This window comes from Lentibacillus halophilus, assembly GCF_055395055.1.
In genome coordinates, this window is sequence record NZ_AP043750.1 from 920,983 (window position 1) to 943,177 (window position 22,195).

Consider the following 22,195-nt stretch of genomic DNA (forward strand, 5'->3'; position numbering starts at 1 on the left):
TGATGTGGACGAAATGAACCAGTTCATAAACATCTTGTCCACATGTGAATAACTGGTGAAAACAGACAAGTTTGAGGATATCCACATAATCACAACCCTTACTACGATTATTACGGTATTTTATTAATAAATATATATAATCATGCATCAAAAGGAGAATTCATCTCATGAAATTTGTCGTTCAGCGTGACCAACTGATCTCCAGTGTACAAGACGTCATGAAGGCTATTTCAGCTAAGGCCGCTATTCCTATCCTGACCGGAATGAAAATAAAAGCTGAATCAGACGGCATCACATTAACTGGTAGTGACTCTGATATTTCAATTGAATCATTTATACCGGCTGAAGAAGATGGTATGATCAATGCGGAACAAATTGAAGCTGGAAGTATCGTTGTGCAAGCTCGCTATTTTCCAGATATTGTTCGAAAACTTCCAGAAAAGACTGTTGAAATTGAGGCAGATGCGAGTCTAAAAGTGACCATTCGTTCCGGAAAGGCCAAATTTAACCTGAATGGACAGGATGCGGACGAGTATCCGAAATTACCGGCACTGCAGACAGATGACAACTTTGAAATCCAGGCTGATTTGTTAAAAAATCTCATTAAGCAGACTGGTTTCGCCGTTTCCTCGATGGAAACAAGACCCATTCTTACCGGTGTTAATGTTAAAATGGACGAAGAAACACTTCATTTCACAGCAACGGACAGTCACCGGCTGGCATCACGTCAAGTTTCCATCGAGGATATGCATGCCGCATTTTCTAGCATTGTTATTCCGGGCAAAAGCTTAAATGAATTGTATAAAATTCTAGATGATAATGACCAAAGAGTGGAAATAAGCGTTGCCAACAATCAAATTCTCTTCCGGACGAAGCATTTAAACTTCCTGTCACGGCTGCTCGATGGCAACTATCCGGAAACATCACGGCTGATTCCTGAAAAAAGCCAAACACGACTACATCTGAAAACAAAAGAATTGATTGATACCATTGATCGTGCGTCACTGCTTGCAAGAGATGAACGCAACAATGTGGTCAAATTAACAACCAAAGATACGGAAACGCTACAGATCAGCAGTAATTCCCCGGAAGTTGGGCAAGTAGCTGAAGAAGTTTCCCTTCAATCCATGGAAGGAGAAGACGTTAAGATATCATTCAGTTCCAAATATATGCTTGATGCATTAAAAGCCATCGAAAATGATGACGTCATTATTGAATTCACTGGTGCTATGCGTCCATTTATTATTAAGCCGATCAACGGTGATCCCATATTGCAATTAATTCTGCCCGTGAGAACGTATTGATCACCAAAACTTTTTCAATTAATCCGATATTTGAACAAGTGGAACAGCTGGAGTATTTTTCAGCTGTTCCACTTTTATTCGTTTTACCTCTGTATTTCTTGATCATAATAAAAATAAGATGCTCTTTCCTTCCCTTATCAATAAATTTTTAGTAAAATAGATAGGAAGTATAAAAAGCGTACTGACCATTATGAACAAAGTCTGGTGAAACTTATGAATCGTTATGAAGAAATAGCAATAAGCACGGATTTTATTCCACTGGGGCAGTTTATGAAAATGATGAATGTCCTTGACTCTGGCGGGATGGTTAAAGCCTACTTACAGGACATTGGAGTGCTGGTTAATGATGAGCGTGTATACCAAAGAGGCAAAAAGTTGTACCCGGGTGACAGCGTGACCGTGGATGATATCGGGACCTTTGTCGTTTCCAAAGAATAGTCGCGGGGAATTGCTATGAAAATTAACCACCTTCAATTGAAAAACTACCGAAATTATGAACAATTGAACCTTTCCTTTGATGATAAAGTCAATGTTATCATCGGGGAGAATGCGCAAGGGAAAACCAATCTGATGGAAGCCATTTATTTACTCGCATTCACAAAATCACACCGGACGCCCAGAGAAAAAGAGCTTATTCAGTGGGAACAGGCTTACGCAACAGTCAAAGGAACCATTTACAAACGAAATCGCCATTTCCCGCTCGAAGTTATTTTGTCAGCAAAGGGCAAAAAAGCAAAATTAAACCATCTGGAGCAGAAACGTTTGAGCGATTATATTGGTGCGCTCAACGTTGTCATGTTTGCCCCAGAACATTTGGCCCTCGTTAAAGGATCGCCTCAGATCAGAAGACGGTTTATCGATATGGAACTTGGTCAGATACAACCGAGCTACATGTACCATTTGGGTCAATACCAGAAAACGTTGCGACAGCGTAATCATTTACTCAAACAGATGAAGCTCCAGGAAAAATGGGATCCTGATATGTTGCAGGTTCTGACCGATCAGCTCTCGCAACATGCAGCGATCTTGTTGGAGCGACGATTTGTTTTTCTGGAATTGCTTCGGAAGTGGGCTTCTCCGGTTCACGATAGTATTACTCGCAGTATGGAGAAACTTGAAATCAGGTATGCTCCTACCATTGAGGTATCAGAATCAGCAAATAAGGAAACGATAGAGACTGTATATACGAATAAATATCATGAGTTACAGGACAAAGAGATTGAACGTGGCACCACTTTAGCAGGACCGCACCGGGATGATCTCATTTTTTATGTTAATCAGAAAAATGTACAGACATTCGGTTCTCAAGGACAGCAGCGGACTGCCGCTTTATCGGTGAAGCTTGCCGAGATTGAACTTATCTCCAGCGAGGTTGGTGAATATCCGGTATTGCTTCTTGATGATGTGTTGAGCGAATTGGATGATCACCGGCAGTCCCATTTATTGAATAGCATTCAAGGCAAAGTACAGACCTTTGTATCCACAACAAGTGTTGACGGGATTAACCATGAAACACTGCGGAAAGCGGAGTTGTTTCATGTCAGAGATGGTGTTGCACATACATGATGATGGGGGGATAGAATGTTTATTCATATAGGCAATGATAGCATTATCCAATCAGACGATATTATTTCCATTATTGACCGTAATGTCGCGATGTCGTCCAGCATTATGGAAGAAATGCTGGTGAACACAGGCATAAAGCAGCACGTCTTCAACGCTGCTGATGACGTTAAATCTGTTGTGATCACGGAAGATGATATTTATTGCAGCTCCTTGTCCGTTGCAACGCTCAAAAAGCGTTCCGGCATGACTCTGTCGACCAGTACACTGGAAGACTTTTCAAATGAACTCGAAGAATAAGCGCTTAAGGACCATCTATTAGTAGAAACGTAGGTGATAAGATGTCAGCAGAGGAAAAAGTCTCAAATAATCAGGCGTATGATGCGGAGCAGATTCAAGTATTGGAAGGACTGGAAGCGGTTCGCAAAAGGCCCGGAATGTACATCGGGGCAACCAGTGAAAAAGGGTTGCATCATCTCGTATGGGAAATAGTTGATAATAGTATTGATGAAGCACTGGCCGGTTTTTGTGACAGAATTAACGTTATTCTTGAAAAAGATAATAGTGTTACCGTCATCGACAATGGGCGCGGCATTCCTGTCGATATTCAAAAGAAAACCGGCAAACCGGCAATTGAAGTCATTATGACCGTTCTGCATGCTGGCGGTAAATTTGGTGGCGGGGGTTATAAGGTTTCCGGCGGATTGCATGGTGTCGGCGCCTCGGTGGTTAACGCCCTGTCAAGCACATTGGATGTTTATGTTTACCGTGATGAGAAAGTTTACTATCTTGGATTTGAAAAAGGCATACCTCAAGGGCCTGTCGAAACTATTGATGAAACGAATATAACGGGGACAAAGATACAATTTAAACCGGATCCGGAAATTTTCACCGAGATTGTTGAATTTGATTTTGACACCCTCACTCAACGGTTACGGGAGCTGGCATTTCTAAATAAAGGCATTACGATTGCCATTGAGGATAAACGAACCAACGAAGAACCTGTCGAGTTTTACTACGAGGGCGGTATCAGTTCCTATGTCGAGTATATCAACCGGAATCGTCAAGTATTGCATGAACCGTTCTATGCTGAAAGTGAAGATATACAGATAACAGTTGAAGTCGCCATTCAGTATAATGATGGTTTTGCCAGCAATATTTATTCGTACGCCAACAATATTCATACGTATGAAGGCGGAACTCATGAATCGGGGTTCAAATCCGGACTGACCCGGGTTATCAATGATTATGCCCGGAAGAATAACATGTTTAAAGAAAATGATCCGAACTTGAGCGGCGATGATGTCCGGGAGGGTATGACAGCGATCATTTCCATTAAGCACCCAGATCCTCAGTTTGAAGGGCAAACAAAAACAAAGCTTGGAAATAGCGAAGTAAAAAAGGTGACCGATTCGGCGTTCAGTGACGTCTTTTCCAAGTTTTTATTTGAAAATCCGGACATTGCCAAAGTCGTTGTGGAAAAGGGGTTAATGGCATCCCGAGCGCGAATTGCTGCCAAGAAGGCACGGGAACTGACAAGGCGTAAAAGTGCGCTTGAGGTTTCTAATCTGCCTGGTAAGCTGGCCGATTGCTCATCCAAGGATGCAAGCATCGGAGAACTATATATTGTTGAGGGTGACTCAGCAGGTGGATCTGCTAAACAGGGGCGCGATCGACACTTCCAGGCTATATTGCCATTACGAGGCAAAATATTGAATGTCGAAAAAGCTCGTCTTGATAAAATTTTATCTAATGAAGAAGTTCGGGCAATGATTACTGCACTCGGTACCGGCATTGGTGAGGAATTTGACATGACGAAAGCACGGTACGGGAAAATTGTTATTATGACCGATGCTGATGTGGACGGTGCCCATATCCGCACTTTACTTTTAACATTTTTCTATCGTTATATGCGTCCGCTGATTGAAAACGGCTATGTTTACATTGCGCAGCCGCCATTGTATAAAATTCAGCAGGGAAAAGCCGCCTACTATGCGTACGATGATAAGGAAATGGAGCGAATTTTAGAAGAAATACCGAACTCACCAAAACCCGGATTTCAGCGCTATAAAGGGCTTGGTGAAATGAATGCAACCCAACTTTGGGAAACCACGATGAACCCAGATACCCGCACATTGCTTCAGGTCGAGCTATCGGATGCGATGGATGCGGATTATATTTTCGATATGCTGATGGGGGATAAAGTGGAACCGCGCAGGAATTTCATTCAGGAGAATGCGGAATATGTGCAAAATTTGGATGTGTAAGTACTTGTACTTTCTGCGGTAATCAATACAGTCATACCAATACAGTAATAGGAAGCAGCAATATTAAGGTTAGTCTTCTCATGGAACCGGCTTGACGTGCCGTGTTTTTCGGGAAGTGAGATTTGGAGGTATGTTAAATGGCGGATCACGAGCGTCCAAATGTTCAAGAAATTAATCTCGGTCAGGAAATGCGTACATCATTCCTCGATTATGCCATGAGTGTTATTGTGTCACGGGCCCTTCCGGATGTACGTGATGGCATGAAGCCTGTTCATCGCAGAATTTTATATGCGATGAACGACCTTGGCATGCATGCCGATAAAGCGTATAAAAAATCGGCCCGCATCGTTGGCGAAGTCATTGGTAAATACCATCCGCACGGTGACTCGGCCGTCTATGAAGCCATGGTCCGGATGGCCCAGGATTTCAGTTATCGTTATATGCTTGTCGACGGACATGGCAATTTTGGCTCTGTCGATGGGGATTCGGCAGCAGCGATGCGTTATACCGAAGCACGCATGTCTAAAATCTCCATGGAAATGCTGCGAGATATCAATAAAGATACGATCGATTATACGGAAAACTATGATGGCACAGAGCACGAACCAGTTGTTTTTCCTTCCCGTTTTCCAAATCTGCTTGTTAACGGTGGGGCTGGAATTGCTGTCGGAATGGCAACCAATATCCCCCCTCACAATCTTGGTGAAACAATCGACGCCGTGTTGGCCCTCAGTAAAGATCCTGATATCACCATCCATGAATTGATGGAGTCCTATATTCATGGTCCTGATTTTCCGACGGCCGGTGAAATTCTTGGGAGAAATGGTATTCGAAAAGCTTATGAAACGGGGAAAGGATCGGTGACCGTCCGGGCGAAAGTGGACGTCGAAGAACATGCCAACGGGAAATCAAGTCTGATCGTCACGGAATTGCCATATCAGGTTAACAAGGCTAAACTGGTTGAAAAAATTGCTGAATTGGTCCGAGATAAGCGGATTGAGGGTATAGCGGATTTACGTGATGAATCGGATCGCAACGGCATGCGCGTTGTTATTGAACTGCGCCGTGACGCCAATTCAAGCATAGTCCTGAACAATTTGTATAAACAATCCGCACTTCAGACGACATTTGGGATTAATATGCTTGCGCTTGTCAATGGACGACCGCAAATACTGACTGTGAAACAATGTTTGGAACATTATTTGGAACATCAAAGAGAAATTGTGACACGGCGTACCGAATTTGAACTGCGCAAAGCACAGGCACGGGCTCATATTTTGGAAGGTCTGCGAATTGCACTTGATAACCTTGATAACGTTATTTCACTCATTCGCAATTCCCAAACGACCGACACAGCCAAAAACGGACTGATGGAACAGTTTGAGCTGACGGACAAGCAAGCTCAGGCTATTCTTGATATGCGTCTGCAACGACTGACCGGATTGGAACGGGATAAGATCAACAATGAATATGATGATTTGCTGCAGCAAATTGATGAATTGAAAGCTATTCTTGCCGATGATGAAAAATTACTGGAGATTATCCGAGAAGAACTGATTGCCATTAAGGATAAATTTAATGACAATCGCCGTACAGAGATTGTGTCCGGTGGGATTGACTCGATTGAGGATGAGGACTTGATCCCGGAAGAAAACATCGTGATTACGCTTACCCATCACGGATATGTCAAACGGCTGCCTGCCTCGACATATCGGACACAAAAACGTGGCGGTCGTGGCATTCAGGGAATGGGAACAAATGATGATGACTTTGTTGAACATCTCGTATCCACATCCACCCATGACACGGTCCTTTTCTTTACCAATAAAGGGAAAGTTTACCGTGCGAAAGGTTATGAAATTCCGGAGTTCAGTCGTACCGCCAAAGGAATCCCCATCATTAATTTGCTTCAGGTGGCGAAGGAAGAATGGATTAATGCGGTTATTACCGTTTCTGAATACAGCAGTGACCATTTCTTATTCTTTACGACCAAACATGGCATTTGCAAACGGACCAGCCTGTCACAGTTTGCGAATATTCGTAAAGGTGGACTTATTGCCGTAGGACTCCGTGAAGAGGATGAGCTTATTTCTGTTCAAATGACGGATGGAAAGAAAGATATGATGATCGGCACGAAAACGGGTTATATCATCCGTTTCCCTGAAGATGAGGTTCGGGAAATGGGAAGAAATGCAGCCGGCGTACGCGGTATTGCATTACGGGACGATGATGACGTCGTTTCCATGGAAATACTGGACGAAGGAATGCACGTTCTTCATGTGACGAACAATGGGACCGGAAAACGTACACCAGAGGAACAATATCGGGTAACGAAACGCGGTGGCAAAGGCATTTACACATGCAAATTATCCGAAAACAATAACGTCGTAGCCGTAAAAGCTGTCACAGGTGACGAGGATATTATGCTTATAACCGCAGCAGGCGTATTGATCCGGATTCCGGTGGACAGCATTTCCCAAACAGGACGAAATGCACAAGGTGTCCGGCTGATCCGGCTTCAGGAAGATGAGGAAGTGGCTACTGTTGCTGTGGCGGAACAGGAAGAAGACGATCCGGAAGATGACAGCACTGAGGATAACGATTGGGAAGCCAGAGCCGTTACGGATGGTGACCATGACACAGATAATGCGCAAGAGAATGGGGAATAACCCCGATGTCAAACGTTCACAGGTAGTCACAGTTGGTTAAAAGTGTTACGCCGAGCAACATCGGGATTTTTTCCGCTGTTATCTCTAAAAAGGATCGGATAAATGGAAAGTCGGCATCCGGCTTGGCAGCAAGGACTTCCCCCCACCATTCCGGCTCATAACGGCACAGCATGCTTAAGTTATAGAGAAGCAAATAATGGACCATCACTTCAGAAATGGGTAAGCAATCGTCCCGGTTAATTGGAAAATAGACCTGATCATCCGTCATGCTAGTGAAAAAGGGACTGGCCTCTGACGGACAAAGTGGTTCATATAGCTCAATATTTATGTAATTATGGTTTGTTTGCGTCATTTTTATTGGCGGTAAGTATGGTTTGATGCGATTAATAAAAGTGTTGACGGTTAAATGATAGTGATCGATTATCCAACTGGGGAATTGCAATGACCTAGCCCCCCGTTTTCCGACGGCTGTCAGCTTGTCCCCCGCTTGATACCGGAATAAGGGCCCCAATTCCGGTATTAGCGCAAACAGCTGGTTCATTTTGATTTTAGTAAAAGGCGGTGTCCGGATAGCAAAAAGGTGAGTGGTAAAGTAGGAAAATAGGCCGTTTTGCTGAATTTTTACTTCATCTTTCATAAATGTATAATCCCGTTTTTTGCGTTTTCTGCTGGATACACCGTGAGCCAGAATGGCCGTCGATTCCGGATAATCCGGACGTACCGACAGCAGGTTTGCTTTGATTAAATGCACCATGCCATAAAAAAATAAAAGCGGCTGCAATAAAGGTTCCAGTTGTTTGCCATTTTGGTAGAAACGCAACCCGTGATCCAGATAATGTATAAATGGCGAACAGTTTTCAAAGCTTTTAACGGAAGCATTATTCATTTTTAATTTCCGATGGTAGCAATCGGCCAAATACGCTTGAGCATTCTGCTGAGACTGCAAATAAGTATAAAACTGTGAAATGTTGTTGGTAAGCATTATAGAAGCTCCTAATTGTGGTAAATTTCAGAATTGAAGTTTTTCTTTTGTGTGCCCGCTAAGCTGTTGCAAATGTGGCGTTGTTGCCGTATTGTTATTATCAATAGAATGTCTTGACTTAGTTTGCCCCGGATTCATAATTTTAATCACAGCGAGCATACTCACTGATAGGAGGTTAAACCAATGCGCGAGGACAAGTTTGCCAAAGAAGGATTGACGTTTGATGACGTATTACTGATGCCGGCGAAATCGGATGTACTGCCTAATGAAGTTGATATAGGCACGAATTTATCGACAAACATTCGTCTTGAGTTGCCGTTGATCAGTGCCGGGATGGATACGGTGACGGAAGCAGAAATGGCGATTGCAATGGCTCGTCAGGGCGGTTTGGGCATCATTCATAAAAATATGCAGATTGAGGATCAAGCGGAACAGATCGATCGGGTGAAGCGTTCGGAAAGCGGTGTGATCACGAATCCATTTTTCCTCACACCAGAGCATCAGGTTTATGATGCGGAACATCTGATGGGGAAATTTCGTATTTCCGGTGTTCCTATTGTGAACAATATCGATGAACAAAAATTGACAGGTATTCTAACAAACCGGGATTTACGCTTTATCCAGGATTATTCAATTCCGATTAAAGATGTTATGACAAGTGAAAACCTTGTGACAGCCCCTGTTGGTACCACATTGGAAGAAGCGGAGACATTATTACAGAATCAACGCATTGAAAAACTCCCGCTTGTTGATAATGACCGTGTCCTTAAAGGGCTGATTACGATTAAAGATATTGAAAAGGCCATTGAATTTCCAAATTCGTCCAAGGATGGACAAGGACGTCTCTTGGCAGGTGCAGCTGTTGGTATTTCCGGTGATTCCATGAAGCGAATCGAAAAGCTGACTGAAGCAGGTGCTGATGTTATTGTCGTAGATACGGCACATGGACACTCGCAGGCCGTACTCGAACAAGTCCGTACTATTCGCGATGCGTATCCGGATTTAAATATTATTGCAGGCAATGTTGCTACGGCCGAGGCAACCGCCGATTTGATTGAAGCGGGTGCAACGATTGTCAAAGTGGGTATTGGTCCTGGCTCCATTTGTACAACAAGAGTGGTTTCAGGCATCGGTGTGCCGCAGATTACGGCTATTTATGATTGTGCGGCCAAGGCATCTGAATACGGTGTTCCCATCATTGCTGATGGCGGGATCAAGTATTCCGGTGACATTGTAAAAGCTATTGCTGCCGGTGCTCACGCTGTGATGCTTGGAAGTATGTTTGCCGGTGTATCGGAAAGTCCAGGAGAGAAAGAGATTTTTCAGGGCCGGCAATATAAAGTCTACCGTGGTATGGGATCGGTCGGTGCGATGAAGGCAGGCTCCAAAGACCGGTATTTCCAGGATGCGGAAGATGCTAAAAAACTGGTTCCGGAGGGTATAGAAGGACGGACGGCCTATAAGGGACCACTCGCTGACACGACCCATCAATTGGCCGGGGGTCTGCGTGCGGGTATGGGCTACTGTGGCACTCCGACCATCGATGATATGCGTCTTAATGCCCGTTTTATTCGGATATCCAACGCCGGAATGCGGGAAAGCCACCCGCATGATGTGCAAATAACTAAAGAGGCTCCCAATTACTCCTGAGGGGGTATCAACTTGTGACGCCAACGTAACATAGTAATTTTTTCCTAATGATTTTAAATAGATAGGGCTTTTACCTGTCTATTTTTTTTCTATTTTTTATGATAAAATACGAATGTTAATGGTCAGTAGAATGCAGCAAAGACATACTTAATCAAAGTGGAGGAAACGAAAGTGAGCTATAGTGGAAAGACATATGTGTCCCTATTCTTGGCTGTTGTCGTGATGATCGCTGTTGCCGTAACACAGCCATGGACGGTACAGGCATCAGATTTAGATCTGGATGCGGAATCAGCCATTCTGGTAGATGCGAAAACAGGTAAAATTTTGTACGCTAAAAAGCCGGACATGGCCCTTCCCCCTGCCAGCATGACTAAAATGATGACGGAATACCTCGTTCATGAAGCGATTGAGGATGGCGACATCAGTTGGGATACCACGACACAGATCAGCGATTATGCGTACAGTATATCGGCCAACACGACATTTTCCGGTGTCGGCCTGAAACAAAGTAAAGATTATACCGTTAAAGAATTGTACGAAGCAATGGCCATTAATTCGGACAATGCCACCACGATCGCCCTTGCCGAACTGGTTGCAGGCTCGGAAGGTGAGTTTGTCAAAATGATGAACAAGAAGGCCAAAGAGATGGGACTGCCGGATTATAAGTTTGTTAATTCGACAGGACTACACAATTCGTCCCTCGGCGACAATGTACCGGAGGGAACCGATCCGAATGCCAATAATCAGCTTTCTGCCCGATCAGCGGCGCTGTTGGCGTATCATCTGATCAATGACTATCCAAAAGCGCTTGATGTATCCAAAGTTCCATCAACAAATTTTGATGGCCAAACCATTCGCAACTATAACTGGATGCTCCCGCATGACCCGAAAGAGGCAAGTTCTCTTAAGCAATTTCATTATAAAGGCGTTGATGGATTGAAAACCGGTCACACAGACATGGCGCAGTATTGTTTCACAGGAACGGCAAAACGTGATGGCAATCGGTTTATTTCTGTCATTATGCGAGCCGAAAGTGAACCAGCACGTTTTCAGCAGACAGCAAAACTGTTGAATTACGGATTCCAGCAATTCCAGAAACAAGAGATATTTCCGGAAGGTTATCAGCTGGATGATAAATCAAACATGCCAGTAGCCAAAGGAAAAAAGGATACGGTACAGATAGCCGTCAACGACTCGTTCCGTTCGTATATAAAACAGGGCCAAAAAGAGAACTACGCCATGACGTATCATTTGAATAAAGACAAATTAAATAAAGAAGAAAAACTGACGGCGCCAGTTAAAAAAGGAGAAAAGATCGGCACAGCTGAAATCGTTTATAAAGGCGACGATGATTATGGCTATATTTTTCCGGATGTAAACAAACAGACCATGGATCTGACAGCACAGAGCAAGGTGGAAAAAGCTAACTGGTTCATGCTCGCCATTGGATCGGTCGGACACTTTTTTTCCAATCTATTTACAACAGTGACGGATACGGTTAAAGGCTGGTTCTAATAGTCGATACTGCTTGATCGACTTCAGGCGGAGATGTGTAGTAAAATAAAACTAGAAACAATTATATATTGGAGGTAGAGCGATGGTGAATACGGGTACAGATCGTGTGAAGCGTGGAATGGCAGAAATGCAAAAGGGCGGCGTCATTATGGATGTTGTTAATGCCGAACAGGCTCAAATAGCGGAAAATGCGGGTGCTGTTGCCGTTATGGCACTGGAACGTGTTCCGTCTGACATCCGTGCAGCCGGTGGTGTTGCTCGCATGGCAAGTCCAGAAGTTACCGAAGAGGTGATGAATGCTGTATCGGTTCCAGTGATGGCAAAAGCTCGTATCGGACATATGGTGGAAGCACGTGTATTGGAGTCTATGGGGGCTGACTATATCGATGAAAGTGAAGTATTGACCCCAGCCGATGACGTGTATCATTTGAAAAAATCGGATTATACGGTACCGTTTGTCTGCGGCTGTCGCAATCTTGGGGAGGCGGCACGACGTATTGGTGAAGGTGCATCTATGCTCCGTACCAAAGGTGAGCCCGGTACAGGAAATATTGTTGAGGCCGTTCGCCATATGCGCCAGGTCCAATCTGAAATCAGGAAATTGACATCGATGTCGGATGATGAAGTGATGACCTATGCTAAAGACATTGGGGCACCATATGACGTACTGATGAACATCCGCGAGGAAGGTCGTCTTCCTGTTGTCAACTTCGCAGCCGGCGGGGTAGCAACACCGGCGGATGCGGCTCTTATGATGCAACTTGGAGCGGATGGTGTCTTTGTTGGATCAGGTATTTTTAAATCGACACATCCGGAAAAGTATGCTAAGGCGATTGTTGAAGCAACAACACATTATACGGATTACCAATTAATCAGTGAGCTTTCCAAAGACCTTGGTAATGCAATGAAAGGCATTGAAATGGGAACATTGGAAGGACATGACCGGATGCAGGATCGCAGTGAATAGAAAGAAGGAATAACGATGAATGTGATTGGTGTACTTGCCTTGCAAGGTGCCGTCCGCGAACATATACGGTCCATCGAAGCATGCGGTGCTGCTGCCGTGGAGATCAAGCGGGTGGAACAGCTCAGTGAAATAGATGGATTGATTATTCCTGGCGGTGAAAGCACAACAATGCAAAGGCTGATGGACAGTTATGGTTTTTCTGATGCTATTAGAGAATTTGGCAGACAGGGAAAACCAGTATTTGGTACGTGCGCGGGAATGATTTTGATGGCGAATGCTGTTGAGGGGCAGGACAGTCGTCATCTTGGTTTGATGGATATCACCGTTGCCAGAAACGCATTCGGCAGACAAGTGGCAAGTTTTGAAGCAACTTTGGATATAACATATGCAGGAGATGGTTTCCATGCTGTGTTTATTCGGGCGCCGTATATCACTGAAGCAGGCCATGAGGTGGAAGGACTGGCTGACTATCAGAAAAGGATGGTTGCGGCTAAACAGGGCCATTATTTGTGCACGGCTTTTCACCCCGAATTAACAGATGATCATCGTTTTATTGCATATTTTATCGAAATGGTGGAACAATCAAAAAATAGCCTTGCGTCTTAATCGGACGTCATTTGTGATGTAATAATAATGATTAACAGTAACGAAAGGAAATAGTAACAGGTGTCAGCTGTCTTCAGAGAGCCGATGACAGGTGAGAATCGGTGATGGCTGCCTGTGAATCCATCCTTAAACTGGTTTGCTGAAATAACAGTAGGTAAACTCGGTGGAAAACCGTTATCGTATGGAGCCGGAAGGGGATATCTCTTCAATAAGGGTGGCAACGCGGAAAGCAAACTTCCGTCCCTGACAGTCAGGGACGGGAGTTTTTTATATGTTAATAAGGAGGATGTCACGATGCTTGATCGGAAATTTTTACGAAATAACTTTAAAGAGGTTAAGGAAGCATTATCCTATCGCGGGGAAGATCTTTCTGAACTGGACCGGTTTGGTGAACTTGACGAACGCCGAAGAACATTGATTTCGGAAACGGAGGCTCTGAAGGCCAAACGGAATGAAACATCGAAACAAATTTCCGAACTGAAGAAAGAAAAAAAAGATGCTGAATCGGCTATTGAGGAAATGCGGAAAGTCGGTGATCAAATAAAAGAACTTGACAATGAGTTGAACGACCTGGAAGATTCATTGGAAATGATTATGTTGTCCATTCCGAATATTCCACATGAAAGTGTGCCGGTCGGTGACGACGAAGACGATAATGTGGAAATACGCAGGTGGGGCACTCATTCGGAATTTGGTTTTGAGAAACAGCCGCATTGGGATATTGCTGCCAACTTGGATATTCTTGACTTTGAACGGGCCGCCAAAGTGACCGGGAGCCGTTTTGTATTTTACAAAGGGCTTGGAGCACGGTTGGAACGGGCACTGATAAGTTTTATGATGGACGTACATGCTGATAATCACGGGTACACGGAAATGATGCCGCCGCAAATTGTTAATCGCGGAAGTCTGACAGGAACGGGTCAGCTTCCAAAATTTGCTGAGGATGTTTTTAAATTGGAGGACTGGGACTATTTTCTGATTCCGACAGCTGAAGTACCTGTGACGAATTTTTATCGGGATGAGATTTTGAGCATGGAGGATCTTCCGAGCAAATATGTCGCATACAGTGCGAATTTCCGCTCAGAGGCAGGCTCAGCCGGACGGGATACGCGTGGACTTATTCGCCAGCACCAATTCAATAAAGTGGAATTGGTTCATTTTACGAAACCGGAAGATTCCTACGAAACGCTGGAGATACTTACGGGGCATGCGGAAAAGGTATTGCAATTGTTGAACTTGCCGTATCGTGTAATGAACATGTGCACGGGTGATTTAGGGTTCACTGCCGCTAAAAAGTACGATATTGAAGTTTGGATCCCGAGCCAGGAAACCTACCGTGAAATTTCATCCTGTTCCAATTTTGAGGATTTTCAGGCAAGACGTGCTGGCATCCGGTTTCGCAGAGGGGAAAAAGAGAAACCGGAACATGTCCATACATTGAATGGTTCCGGTCTTGCCGTCGGACGGACGCTTGCTGCCATTCTGGAAAATTATCAACAGGACGATGGGTCTGTTATTGTTCCGGATGTTCTCCGGCCGTATATGGGCGGCAAAGACACGCTCAGATGAGGAACAGTGTATAAAGCAGTGCGGAATTCTTGAATGGTGTCAGGAATTCCGCTGGCTTAGTCTCGTATTAACATGATATATGTAATATATGTGTAAAATAATTCTCGGGGCCACCTGAGGCAATTTTCTAGTCAAAAAAGAGAAGGCACTCTATCATGAAATGTATGCTTTGACGGGCAAATACATTTCGAAAGAGGCCTTCTCATGGAAACTATTATATCAAGATTATACGCATTAATAAAGGAAACAAACAACTTAGTTGATTTGGAAGAAAGCATTCGACTCTATATGTATGAGGTGTTCGCTTCCCAGGTGGGAGAAGTGTTCACACAGATTAATAAGGTGATTAAAGCTGAGAAACAGAAGTTGGGCTGGACTGTCGAGCGCGAAGATTGGAAAACGGTTCAATTCACGTTTGGGGCGGTTCGTTTTCGGCATACATTAATGCATGACCTGAAAGGTGATTCTCACTATCCCTTTGATGAGTGGGCTGGTCTTCGGAAAAGTCAACGGTACAGTCCCCTGACGGAGGTAAAAGTGGCTGAATTGGCTAGTGAGAGCACGTATCGTGCATCAGCCCAAACTTTGAAGGAATGGACACCCGTAACGATGAGTCATCAAACAGTCGGGAGTATCGTAAAGCGTGTTGGAGAGGCGCAGTCCCAGGCTGATATGGAAATGGCGGCTGAACTGGAGGAAGCAGCGTCCCTTCCGGAGGCAAGAGAAGTAGACTTTTTGTATGCAGAGGCTGACGGTGTATTTGTACGTTCAACGAAAAAGAAGAAAAGCCATGAGATCCGGCATGCGATGATGCATGAAGGCTGGGTCAAAAATGGCAAACGAGTATCACTCAGCAATCAACATGTGATCATGACAACCAAACCGGCTGATGACTTTTGGAAAGAGGTACAGTCATATGCAGCCCATGGTTATTCGCTGGAGAATACGCAGGTTGTGACCAATAGTGATGGCGGGCAGGGCTATACAGCTGAACGATTTCAAGAAGCCTTTTCCCAGTCCCGTTACCCCGTATTGAATCAACTTGACACGTATCATATAGCCCAGGCGTTAAATCGGGCATTAGGCGGTGAAAAGAGTGAATTTAAGGATGGGATAAGGAAAGCGTTAGAACAACACGATTGGCAACAGGTCATACTTTGGCTGGATACATACGAAAGTACCCTGGAAGACGCGAAACAGCTGGAAAAGGTAAACGGTTTTCGAACTTACATTCAGCACAATTGGAATCGTCTATTTGACTGGCGTGAGAAAGTGGAAGACCCGCCAGAAGACGCACGAGGCTTAGGGGCTATGGAATCCAATCAGCGCCGCGTTTCTTTCCGGATGAAAAGACGTGGGATGCATTGGAGCGCCGACGGCAGTGAAGCTATGGTGAAAGTAAAACAGGGTATCCTCAATAACACGTTGCGAGATGTTTATCTCACATCCCAAAAACGAAGCGCACGCAAGCAGCGAGACGTTGAAAAGACCATTCGTATGACGGAATACTTGAATCAGCCAACACGCCCATCGATTGGCGCAAAAGAAGGATCCATCAGTTTATATACAGCCCATTCATCAGCGATAGGAAACTTGATGAAGAGTTTTAGGTAATATCCTGCATGTTTTTGTCAGGTTCCGGGTTTTGGAACGTGACGAAAATATGCAGGCCACCAAGCGACAGCGCGGTAGCCGGAAAAAGTGTACAAAGATAAAGTGCCAGATATATTGGTGTGACAACCACATCGAGAAAAGATTGACACATACATATGTAATGATTATATTGACAGAGGCCGAAATACATGATATATTGTAACCTGTCTTATGGAGGTATACCCAAGTGGCTGAAGGGATCGGTCTTGAAAACCGACAGGCGGGTCAAACCGCGCGGGGGTTCAAATCCCTCTACCTCCTCCATTTCATTACAAATGCGCATAAATTGGAGATAGAACCACCAAGCCGTTACATCCTATTGTAGCGGTTCTTTTTCAGGGACATTCCAATAAGGCACCTGCCGGAAATATGTATGTTCGTAGTAATACGTCTTGACATTCCGGATGACAGCAGGTATAGTACATAAAAACAAAGGAAATGAACGAAGAAAAGGTCAGTAGCGGTTAGCTGCCGTAAGAGATTGGAATTCAACGGCTGTGAGATTCCATCGGATGTTGCTGTCGTGAAACCTACCTTGGAGTTGTCAGCTATAGCTGACCGCATACCTTTTGCGTTATCAAAAAAGTGGGCATGGTGTGTATTTCTATGCCAACAAAGGTGGTACCACGGAACCCTTCATTTCGTCCTTTTTCGAAGGATGACATGAAGGATTTTTATTTTATTTGTGAGGAGTGATGGGCATCATGGCGGAAAAAATGGCGTTTATCGGGGCAGGGTCGATGGCTGAATCTATTCTGTCGGGGATTTTGAACAGTGGATTTTTACCAAAAGAAAACATTATGGTGACCAATAAATCCGATCAGAAGCGGTTGGAGCATCTCGGGAAGCAATACAACATTTCCTATGTTGAGGATAAACAGCAGACGGTGGCGGACGCTCATATTGTTTTGCTTGCTGTCAAGCCATATGACATGGAAGCAGCCATTGATTCGATCCGTGATCATTTGGATACGGGACAACTGCTTATATCCATCGCTGCGGGTGTATCAACAGAAACCATTTCTCAAATGCTGGGTCGTGACATACCGGTCATACGGGCGATGCCGAACACATCAGCAGCAGCTGGGGCGTCTGCCACAGCTATAACGAGAGGGAAATTTGCGACAGAGGACCATCTTGCCACTGCTTTGGAATTGTTCAGCACGTTGGGAACGGCAACAGAGGTTGCTGAAGAAGACATGCATACCGTTACAGCTATTGCGGGAAGCGGGCCGGCGTACGTTTACTATCTGGTTGAGTCCATGGAAGCGGCAGCGATTGAAGCAGGTCTGAACAAACAAACAGCGCAGGAACTGCTAATACAGACGATTGCCGGTGCGGCAGAAATGCTGAGATCCTCCGGGGAGGATCCTTCTAAACTACGCGAAAATGTTACCAGTCCGGGCGGGACGACACAGGCTGGATTGGAAGCATTGGATCAAGGTCATTTCCGGGAAGCGGTCATGAATTGTGTGACGTCCGCTCGTGAGCGCTCGATTGAATTAGGAAAAACCTTTTAACATAAGGAACCGATCGACTCCCGTGTTCCTTATGTGCAGGGTTAATTTCCGGAACAGGAAGAGGTGGCACATATATATTCCCTTTTAATGGTCTGATCCTATTTGTTTGTCTATGTGCTGCTGTACTTGTCGGATAATCGCCTCCAAATCGTCCTGGTGGTTGACAAAATCCCTGTCGTCTCCGTCAATACGAATAATTGACATATCTGGATGGAGCGCTTCAAATGCATTCATATGGGCGTCGTAATCGTCAGCGATTTGAGACAGGTAAGACGGTTGTATATGGTGTTCGATTGTCCTTCCGCGCTTACGAATACGCTCTAACATCGTATCAAGACTCGCATGCAAATAAATCATAATGTTTGGAATAGGTAAATCACGGGTTAAAATATGGTGAATTTGTTTATATTTTTCATATTTATCTTCTGGGAGGGTACGTCCAGCAAAAATCATGTTCTTGGATATATGATAGTCGGCAATAACTGCCTTATGATGGTTTAAGTACGTTCGTTCTATGTCTTCCATTTGCTTAAACCGATTGCAAAGGAAAAACATTTCTGTTTGAAAACTCCATTCATCGCTATTGTTGTAAAATTTATCGAGAAATGGATTCTCTTCAACGATTTCCGGCAGCAAATGATAGCCGAAATAGGCGGATAATTTTTTGGCAAGGGATGTCTTGCCAACCCCAATCGGTCCTTCAATGGCAATGAACGGAACAGTTGGCATATGAACCCTCCGATCACGTTGGTTATTGCTTTATTGTAGCATATACGAAAGTGACCTTCCATGGTTTTGAAAATGTGCCTTTTCATATGAGCGGGATTTCTGTATAATAAAGATGGTGCTTTTTAGTGTAACGCTCCCTTTATAACAACGCCCCCGTAGCTCAGGGGATAGAGCAACAGCCTCCTAAGCTGTGTGCGCAGGTTCGATTCCTGCCGGGGGCATTCAAAATGTTATTATGGCGCAGGTTGTGAACGGGTGATACAGACGCAAGCCTAAGCGTTCCGCTCGCCCGATTGTAGTTCACAGATACTTAGTCAATCGGTAATTCAAGGTCTACTTGATACATTAAATCTTCATCTTCATTCCAATAACGCCCTTTTACGCCTAAATACATCACTTTCTTAAAATAACCTATATTGAGTATTTTCTTGTCTTTAGCACTTTTGAAGACTAACTCATAATCAGGTGATTCGAAATCCATATTTGCCGTTGATTCTGTTGTAGCTTTATTCAATTCCTTTACAAGTTTATCTATAAATTCCTCGTCTTCAATCGTATCAACTAATGTAGGGGCTGCTGAATAAATAAAAATGACTGATTGGACAGGAACTTTGCGTCTTTTTGTCGAAATAAGTTGCAAGGGATAGAGACAAATTCAACGAAAAAACCTTGCACCTGGAGGCCTGACAATGTACGAACATAATGAACGTCAAATGATCATGCCGGATGAATTTTTCCTCCCTTTTGGGGGTCGTTTGAACCCTAATAACCGCTGGGCTGTTATGGCCAATCTGATTCCATGGTCAAAACTTGAAGATGAGTACGTTCAACTCCTGAATGATTCAACAAGAGGAAACAAAGCCTATTCGGTCCGGACGGCGCTTGGCGCATTAATCATAAAAGAGCGTCTTGGACTGAGTGACCGGGAAACTGTGGAACAGATTACGGAGAATCCGTATCTTCAGTATTTTATCGGGCTTTCATCTTTTCAGGAAGAAGCGCCTTTTCATGCCTCGACCATGACGTATTTCCGTAAACGCCTGGATGCTTCCATCGTCAACCAAGTCAATGAATGGATAGTGGAAGAACAAACAAAGCGTGACCAGGACGATGATGATGATTCAGATAATGACCATAAAGGAACCGGCGGTTCACATGGTGACAAGTCCAATCAGGGAACGGCTGATAGCTTACCTAATCAGGGAAAGCTGATGATGGATGCCACTTGTGCCCCAGCCGATATCGCCTATCCAACGGATTTGAATTTGTTAAATCAGGCACGGGAAAAGCTTGAAGCCATGATCGATACGCTGCATGAACCTTTGAAAGGTGAGCGACGGAAACCACGTACCTATCGAAAGAAAGCCCGCAAGGCTTATCTGGCAATTTCCAAGCAAAAGCAACCGGGACGCAAAAACGTTCGACAAGCCGTTGGCAAGCAGCTAAACTACGTTCAGAGAAACTTAAAACACATCTCGTTCCTCGTGCAACAGGTAGGACTGTCACCTTTGGACAAGCGTCAGTATGGGGAATTATTGGTCATACAGGAACTAACCCGTCAACAGCAGCACATGTATGACCATAAAAAGCATCAAATCGACCATCGCATCGTCAGTATCCACCAGCCTCATGTACGTCCGATTGTACGTGGTAAAACAGATGCCAATGTTGAGTTCGGGGCCAAAATCTCCGTAAGCATGATCAATGGTTATACCACGCTGGATAAACTGTCATGGGACGCCTATCATGAAGGAGTCTATCTTCAGGACTCCATTGAGGCCTATTGTAGGCGCCATGGTACTTATCCGGAGGCGGTCCTGGCTGACCAGATTTACCGGACAAGGGGAAACCGACGCTACTGCAAGGAGCGCGGCATCCGGCTGAGCGGACCAAAACTCGGCCGCCCTTCCAAAAATGCTCAGGAGAACCGGCTTCAAAAACAAATTGAATATCAGGATGCCGCAGAACGAAATGCGATAGAAGGCAAGTTTGGCGAGGGCAAGCGTTCGTATGGACTTGGCCTTATTTCAGCATGTCTTCGGGTGACCAGTGAAACGGTCATTTCCATCCAGTTCCTGGTTATGAATCTTGAAAAGATCCTCCGGGATACTTTTTTATACGTTTTATATTTAATGGTCGAGAACCTTTTTTCGGTCCGAGATCGAAAGCCCCTATTATTCTTAGGTAAGATATAAATCATTCAGCAACCCCTAATGTATCTTCATCAAATTTGTACACTTCGATACTGGAAACATTCTCATCTAATGCAAGGTTTTCTTTTGAGCAACTGGCTAAAATCGCTATTAATAATAAAATGGAAAAGAAAAATACTAATGTTTTTGTTCTAACCATTGAACTTCCTCCCCAGTAATATTTATGCCGTTAAATGGCCCAATTCCCGCATACAGTTGTTCGATTAACGCGCCCGTTTTATAAAGTGACTAGTCTTTTAAAGAAATTTCTTTTCCGTCTGCTTGTGTAGGATAAGATTCTTTAATCTCTCTACCTATTTGGGCTTTGATTTTATCACCTTTTTCATATTCGCTTATTTCCTCATCAACATCTTTATAGTTTATATACATAAAATTACCATCATCAGGACCATCAAAGGTTGGATTAGAACCTTTAAAATTGGAAGAAGGGTCATCTGAAGCAAACTTATCCTCGACTTTTTGAAATTCCTCTAACGAAGCATCTTTTAAAAGTAAAACGTCGTCACCATCTATTTCGACTATATAACCTGCTACTTCTTGACTCGAATTAGCTGTATCAGAATTATTTTGCTCGCTTATACCACATCCTGCTAACAAAATACATACAAGTAAAGTAACAATAAAAGCAAAAGACTTTTTCATTGATTCCTCTCCTTCCTAAAGTATAAAACGTATTAAATTAATTATTTCCTTACTTTGGGTATTTTCAACAGTAGTAAAAGCGATTAAGTCTACCTCGTCTATTATTTCTTCAAAATCATATACAGGCCAGTCTCCCTTTGCCTGAGTGTTATCATCGTTATTAATTGGATTACTGGAACCGCATCCAATTAATAAAACACTTATTAGCAAGGTAATGACAAAAAGAAAGATTTTCTTAATTGATTAAACTCCTCCTTAATTGTTTATAGAATAGGACGTATTAATCTCATTATAAGTTTCGGATTTCTAAACAAAACGTCCTGGTTGCTTAAGAATGTACACAGCA

At 43.9% G+C, this 22,195-nt stretch carries 19 protein-coding genes, 2 tRNA genes and 2 other annotated features; of the genes, 16 read left to right on the forward strand and 5 right to left on the reverse strand.

Annotated elements, in window-relative coordinates; all coding sequences use genetic code 11:
* Positions 1–167 precede the first annotated feature (167 nt).
* The 6 genes from dnaN to gyrA all read left to right on the forward strand — a co-directional run bounded on the left by dnaN (position 168) and on the right by gyrA (position 7,803).
* Positions 168–1,304: a DNA polymerase III subunit beta gene (gene dnaN / locus ACZ5Q7_RS04220; protein WP_343751804.1), complete on the forward strand. Its 1,137-nt coding sequence runs from the start codon at positions 168–170 to the stop codon at positions 1,302–1,304.
* Positions 1,305–1,517: 213 nt separating this feature from the next.
* A complete protein-coding gene (locus tag ACZ5Q7_RS04225) occupies positions 1,518–1,742 on the forward strand; it encodes an RNA-binding S4 domain-containing protein (protein WP_343751803.1) in 225 nt (74 codons plus the stop codon).
* A 15-nt stretch (positions 1,743–1,757) separates the two neighbouring features.
* A complete protein-coding gene (gene recF, locus ACZ5Q7_RS04230) occupies positions 1,758–2,870 on the forward strand; it encodes a DNA replication/repair protein RecF (protein WP_343751802.1) in 1,113 nt (370 codons plus the stop codon).
* Positions 2,871–2,885: 15 nt separating this feature from the next.
* Positions 2,886–3,167, forward strand: a complete 282-nt coding sequence (remB, locus tag ACZ5Q7_RS04235; protein WP_343751801.1) for an extracellular matrix regulator RemB — start codon at positions 2,886–2,888, stop codon at positions 3,165–3,167.
* A gap of 41 nt (positions 3,168–3,208) precedes the next feature.
* A complete protein-coding gene (gyrB, locus tag ACZ5Q7_RS04240; RefSeq protein WP_343751800.1) occupies positions 3,209–5,134 on the forward strand; it encodes a DNA topoisomerase (ATP-hydrolyzing) subunit B in 1,926 nt (641 codons plus the stop codon).
* A 137-nt stretch (positions 5,135–5,271) separates the two neighbouring features.
* Positions 5,272–7,803 (forward strand): DNA gyrase subunit A, encoded by a 2,532-nt coding sequence (gene gyrA / locus ACZ5Q7_RS04245; RefSeq protein ID WP_343751799.1) that lies wholly within the window; start codon positions 5,272–5,274, stop codon positions 7,801–7,803.
* Between the two features lie 16 nt (positions 7,804–7,819).
* Here gyrA and ACZ5Q7_RS04250 read toward each other — a convergent pair whose 3' ends face one another.
* Positions 7,820–8,785 carry a YaaC family protein gene (locus tag ACZ5Q7_RS04250; protein ID WP_343751797.1) on the reverse strand — a complete coding sequence of 322 codons (966 nt, stop codon included), beginning with the start codon at positions 8,783–8,785 and terminating at the stop codon, positions 7,820–7,822.
* Positions 8,786–8,968: 183 nt separating this feature from the next.
* Here ACZ5Q7_RS04250 and guaB point away from each other — a divergent pair, with 183 nt between their 5' ends.
* From guaB to proC, 8 genes are all read left to right on the forward strand, one after another.
* Positions 8,969–10,435, forward strand: coding sequence for an IMP dehydrogenase (gene guaB / locus ACZ5Q7_RS04255; RefSeq protein WP_343751796.1), 1,467 nt, complete (start codon positions 8,969–8,971; stop codon positions 10,433–10,435).
* Between the two features lie 171 nt (positions 10,436–10,606).
* Entirely contained in the window at positions 10,607–11,950 is a 1,344-nt protein-coding gene (locus ACZ5Q7_RS04260) for a serine hydrolase (protein ID WP_425542357.1), read from the forward strand.
* A gap of 82 nt (positions 11,951–12,032) precedes the next feature.
* The gene (pdxS, locus tag ACZ5Q7_RS04265) at positions 12,033–12,917 is read left to right on the forward strand and encodes a pyridoxal 5'-phosphate synthase lyase subunit PdxS (RefSeq protein WP_343751795.1); all 885 of its coding nucleotides are present in this window, start codon (positions 12,033–12,035) and stop codon (positions 12,915–12,917) included.
* Positions 12,918–12,932: 15 nt separating this feature from the next.
* The gene (pdxT, locus tag ACZ5Q7_RS04270) at positions 12,933–13,523 is read left to right on the forward strand and encodes a pyridoxal 5'-phosphate synthase glutaminase subunit PdxT (RefSeq protein WP_343751794.1); all 591 of its coding nucleotides are present in this window, start codon (positions 12,933–12,935) and stop codon (positions 13,521–13,523) included.
* A 31-nt stretch (positions 13,524–13,554) separates the two neighbouring features.
* Positions 13,555–13,771: a binding site (T-box leader), on the forward strand.
* A gap of 46 nt (positions 13,772–13,817) precedes the next feature.
* Positions 13,818–15,092 (forward strand): serine--tRNA ligase, encoded by a 1,275-nt coding sequence (serS, locus tag ACZ5Q7_RS04275; protein WP_343751792.1) that lies wholly within the window; start codon positions 13,818–13,820, stop codon positions 15,090–15,092.
* A gap of 204 nt (positions 15,093–15,296) precedes the next feature.
* Positions 15,297–16,706 carry an ISLre2 family transposase gene (locus tag ACZ5Q7_RS04280; protein ID WP_464432896.1) on the forward strand — a complete coding sequence of 470 codons (1,410 nt, stop codon included), beginning with the start codon at positions 15,297–15,299 and terminating at the stop codon, positions 16,704–16,706.
* Positions 16,707–16,918: 212 nt separating this feature from the next.
* Positions 16,919–17,009 (forward strand) — tRNA-Ser (locus ACZ5Q7_RS04285).
* 172 nt (positions 17,010–17,181) lie between these two features.
* Positions 17,182–17,397 (forward strand) — a binding site (T-box leader).
* A gap of 52 nt (positions 17,398–17,449) precedes the next feature.
* Complete coding sequence (proC, locus tag ACZ5Q7_RS04290; RefSeq protein WP_343751522.1) at positions 17,450–18,265, forward strand: pyrroline-5-carboxylate reductase; 816 nt, start codon at positions 17,450–17,452, stop codon at positions 18,263–18,265.
* Positions 18,266–18,349: 84 nt separating this feature from the next.
* On the opposite strand, the gene ACZ5Q7_RS04295 is transcribed toward proC, so the two are convergent.
* The gene (locus tag ACZ5Q7_RS04295; RefSeq protein WP_343751523.1) at positions 18,350–18,994 is read right to left on the reverse strand and encodes a deoxynucleoside kinase; all 645 of its coding nucleotides are present in this window, start codon (positions 18,992–18,994) and stop codon (positions 18,350–18,352) included.
* Between the two features lie 149 nt (positions 18,995–19,143).
* On the opposite strand from ACZ5Q7_RS04295, the gene ACZ5Q7_RS04300 reads away from it, so the two are divergent.
* A tRNA-Arg gene (locus ACZ5Q7_RS04300) sits at positions 19,144–19,215 on the forward strand.
* A gap of 89 nt (positions 19,216–19,304) precedes the next feature.
* On the opposite strand, the gene ACZ5Q7_RS04305 is transcribed toward ACZ5Q7_RS04300, so the two are convergent.
* Positions 19,305–19,634 carry a hypothetical protein gene (locus ACZ5Q7_RS04305; RefSeq protein WP_464433110.1) on the reverse strand — a complete coding sequence of 110 codons (330 nt, stop codon included), beginning with the start codon at positions 19,632–19,634 and terminating at the stop codon, positions 19,305–19,307.
* A 49-nt stretch (positions 19,635–19,683) separates the two neighbouring features.
* On the opposite strand from ACZ5Q7_RS04305, the gene ACZ5Q7_RS04310 reads away from it, so the two are divergent.
* Complete coding sequence (locus tag ACZ5Q7_RS04310; protein WP_464432985.1) at positions 19,684–21,189, forward strand: IS5 family transposase; 1,506 nt, start codon at positions 19,684–19,686, stop codon at positions 21,187–21,189.
* 1 nt (position 21,190) lies between these two features.
* Here the strand turns inward: ACZ5Q7_RS04310 and ACZ5Q7_RS04315 are convergent, their stop codons facing one another.
* A complete protein-coding gene (locus ACZ5Q7_RS04315; protein ID WP_343752171.1) occupies positions 21,191–21,346 on the reverse strand; it encodes a hypothetical protein in 156 nt (51 codons plus the stop codon).
* A gap of 89 nt (positions 21,347–21,435) precedes the next feature.
* The gene (locus ACZ5Q7_RS04320; protein WP_343752173.1) at positions 21,436–21,849 is read right to left on the reverse strand and encodes a DUF3221 domain-containing protein; all 414 of its coding nucleotides are present in this window, start codon (positions 21,847–21,849) and stop codon (positions 21,436–21,438) included.
* Positions 21,850–22,195 lie beyond the last annotated feature (346 nt).

Coding starts and splice junctions, on each gene's coding strand:
- dnaN (WP_343751804.1), top strand. CDS start 168: ATGAAATTTGTCGTTCAGCGTGACCAACTGATCTCCAGTGTACAAGAC.
- ACZ5Q7_RS04225 (WP_343751803.1), top strand. CDS start 1,518: ATGAATCGTTATGAAGAAATAGCAATAAGCACGGATTTTATTCCACTG.
- recF (WP_343751802.1), top strand. CDS start 1,758: ATGAAAATTAACCACCTTCAATTGAAAAACTACCGAAATTATGAACAA.
- remB (WP_343751801.1), top strand. CDS start 2,886: ATGTTTATTCATATAGGCAATGATAGCATTATCCAATCAGACGATATT.
- gyrB (WP_343751800.1), top strand. CDS start 3,209: ATGTCAGCAGAGGAAAAAGTCTCAAATAATCAGGCGTATGATGCGGAG.
- gyrA (WP_343751799.1), top strand. CDS start 5,272: ATGGCGGATCACGAGCGTCCAAATGTTCAAGAAATTAATCTCGGTCAG.
- ACZ5Q7_RS04250 (WP_343751797.1), bottom strand. CDS start 8,785: ATGCTTACCAACAACATTTCACAGTTTTATACTTATTTGCAGTCTCAG.
- guaB (WP_343751796.1), top strand. CDS start 8,969: ATGCGCGAGGACAAGTTTGCCAAAGAAGGATTGACGTTTGATGACGTA.
- pdxS (WP_343751795.1), top strand. CDS start 12,033: ATGGTGAATACGGGTACAGATCGTGTGAAGCGTGGAATGGCAGAAATG.
- pdxT (WP_343751794.1), top strand. CDS start 12,933: ATGAATGTGATTGGTGTACTTGCCTTGCAAGGTGCCGTCCGCGAACAT.
- serS (WP_343751792.1), top strand. CDS start 13,818: ATGCTTGATCGGAAATTTTTACGAAATAACTTTAAAGAGGTTAAGGAA.
- ACZ5Q7_RS04280 (WP_464432896.1), top strand. CDS start 15,297: ATGGAAACTATTATATCAAGATTATACGCATTAATAAAGGAAACAAAC.
- proC (WP_343751522.1), top strand. CDS start 17,450: ATGGCGGAAAAAATGGCGTTTATCGGGGCAGGGTCGATGGCTGAATCT.
- ACZ5Q7_RS04295 (WP_343751523.1), bottom strand. CDS start 18,994: ATGCCAACTGTTCCGTTCATTGCCATTGAAGGACCGATTGGGGTTGGC.
- ACZ5Q7_RS04310 (WP_464432985.1), top strand. CDS start 19,684: ATGTACGAACATAATGAACGTCAAATGATCATGCCGGATGAATTTTTC.
- ACZ5Q7_RS04315 (WP_343752171.1), bottom strand. CDS start 21,346: ATGGTTAGAACAAAAACATTAGTATTTTTCTTTTCCATTTTATTATTA.
- ACZ5Q7_RS04320 (WP_343752173.1), bottom strand. CDS start 21,849: ATGAAAAAGTCTTTTGCTTTTATTGTTACTTTACTTGTATGTATTTTG.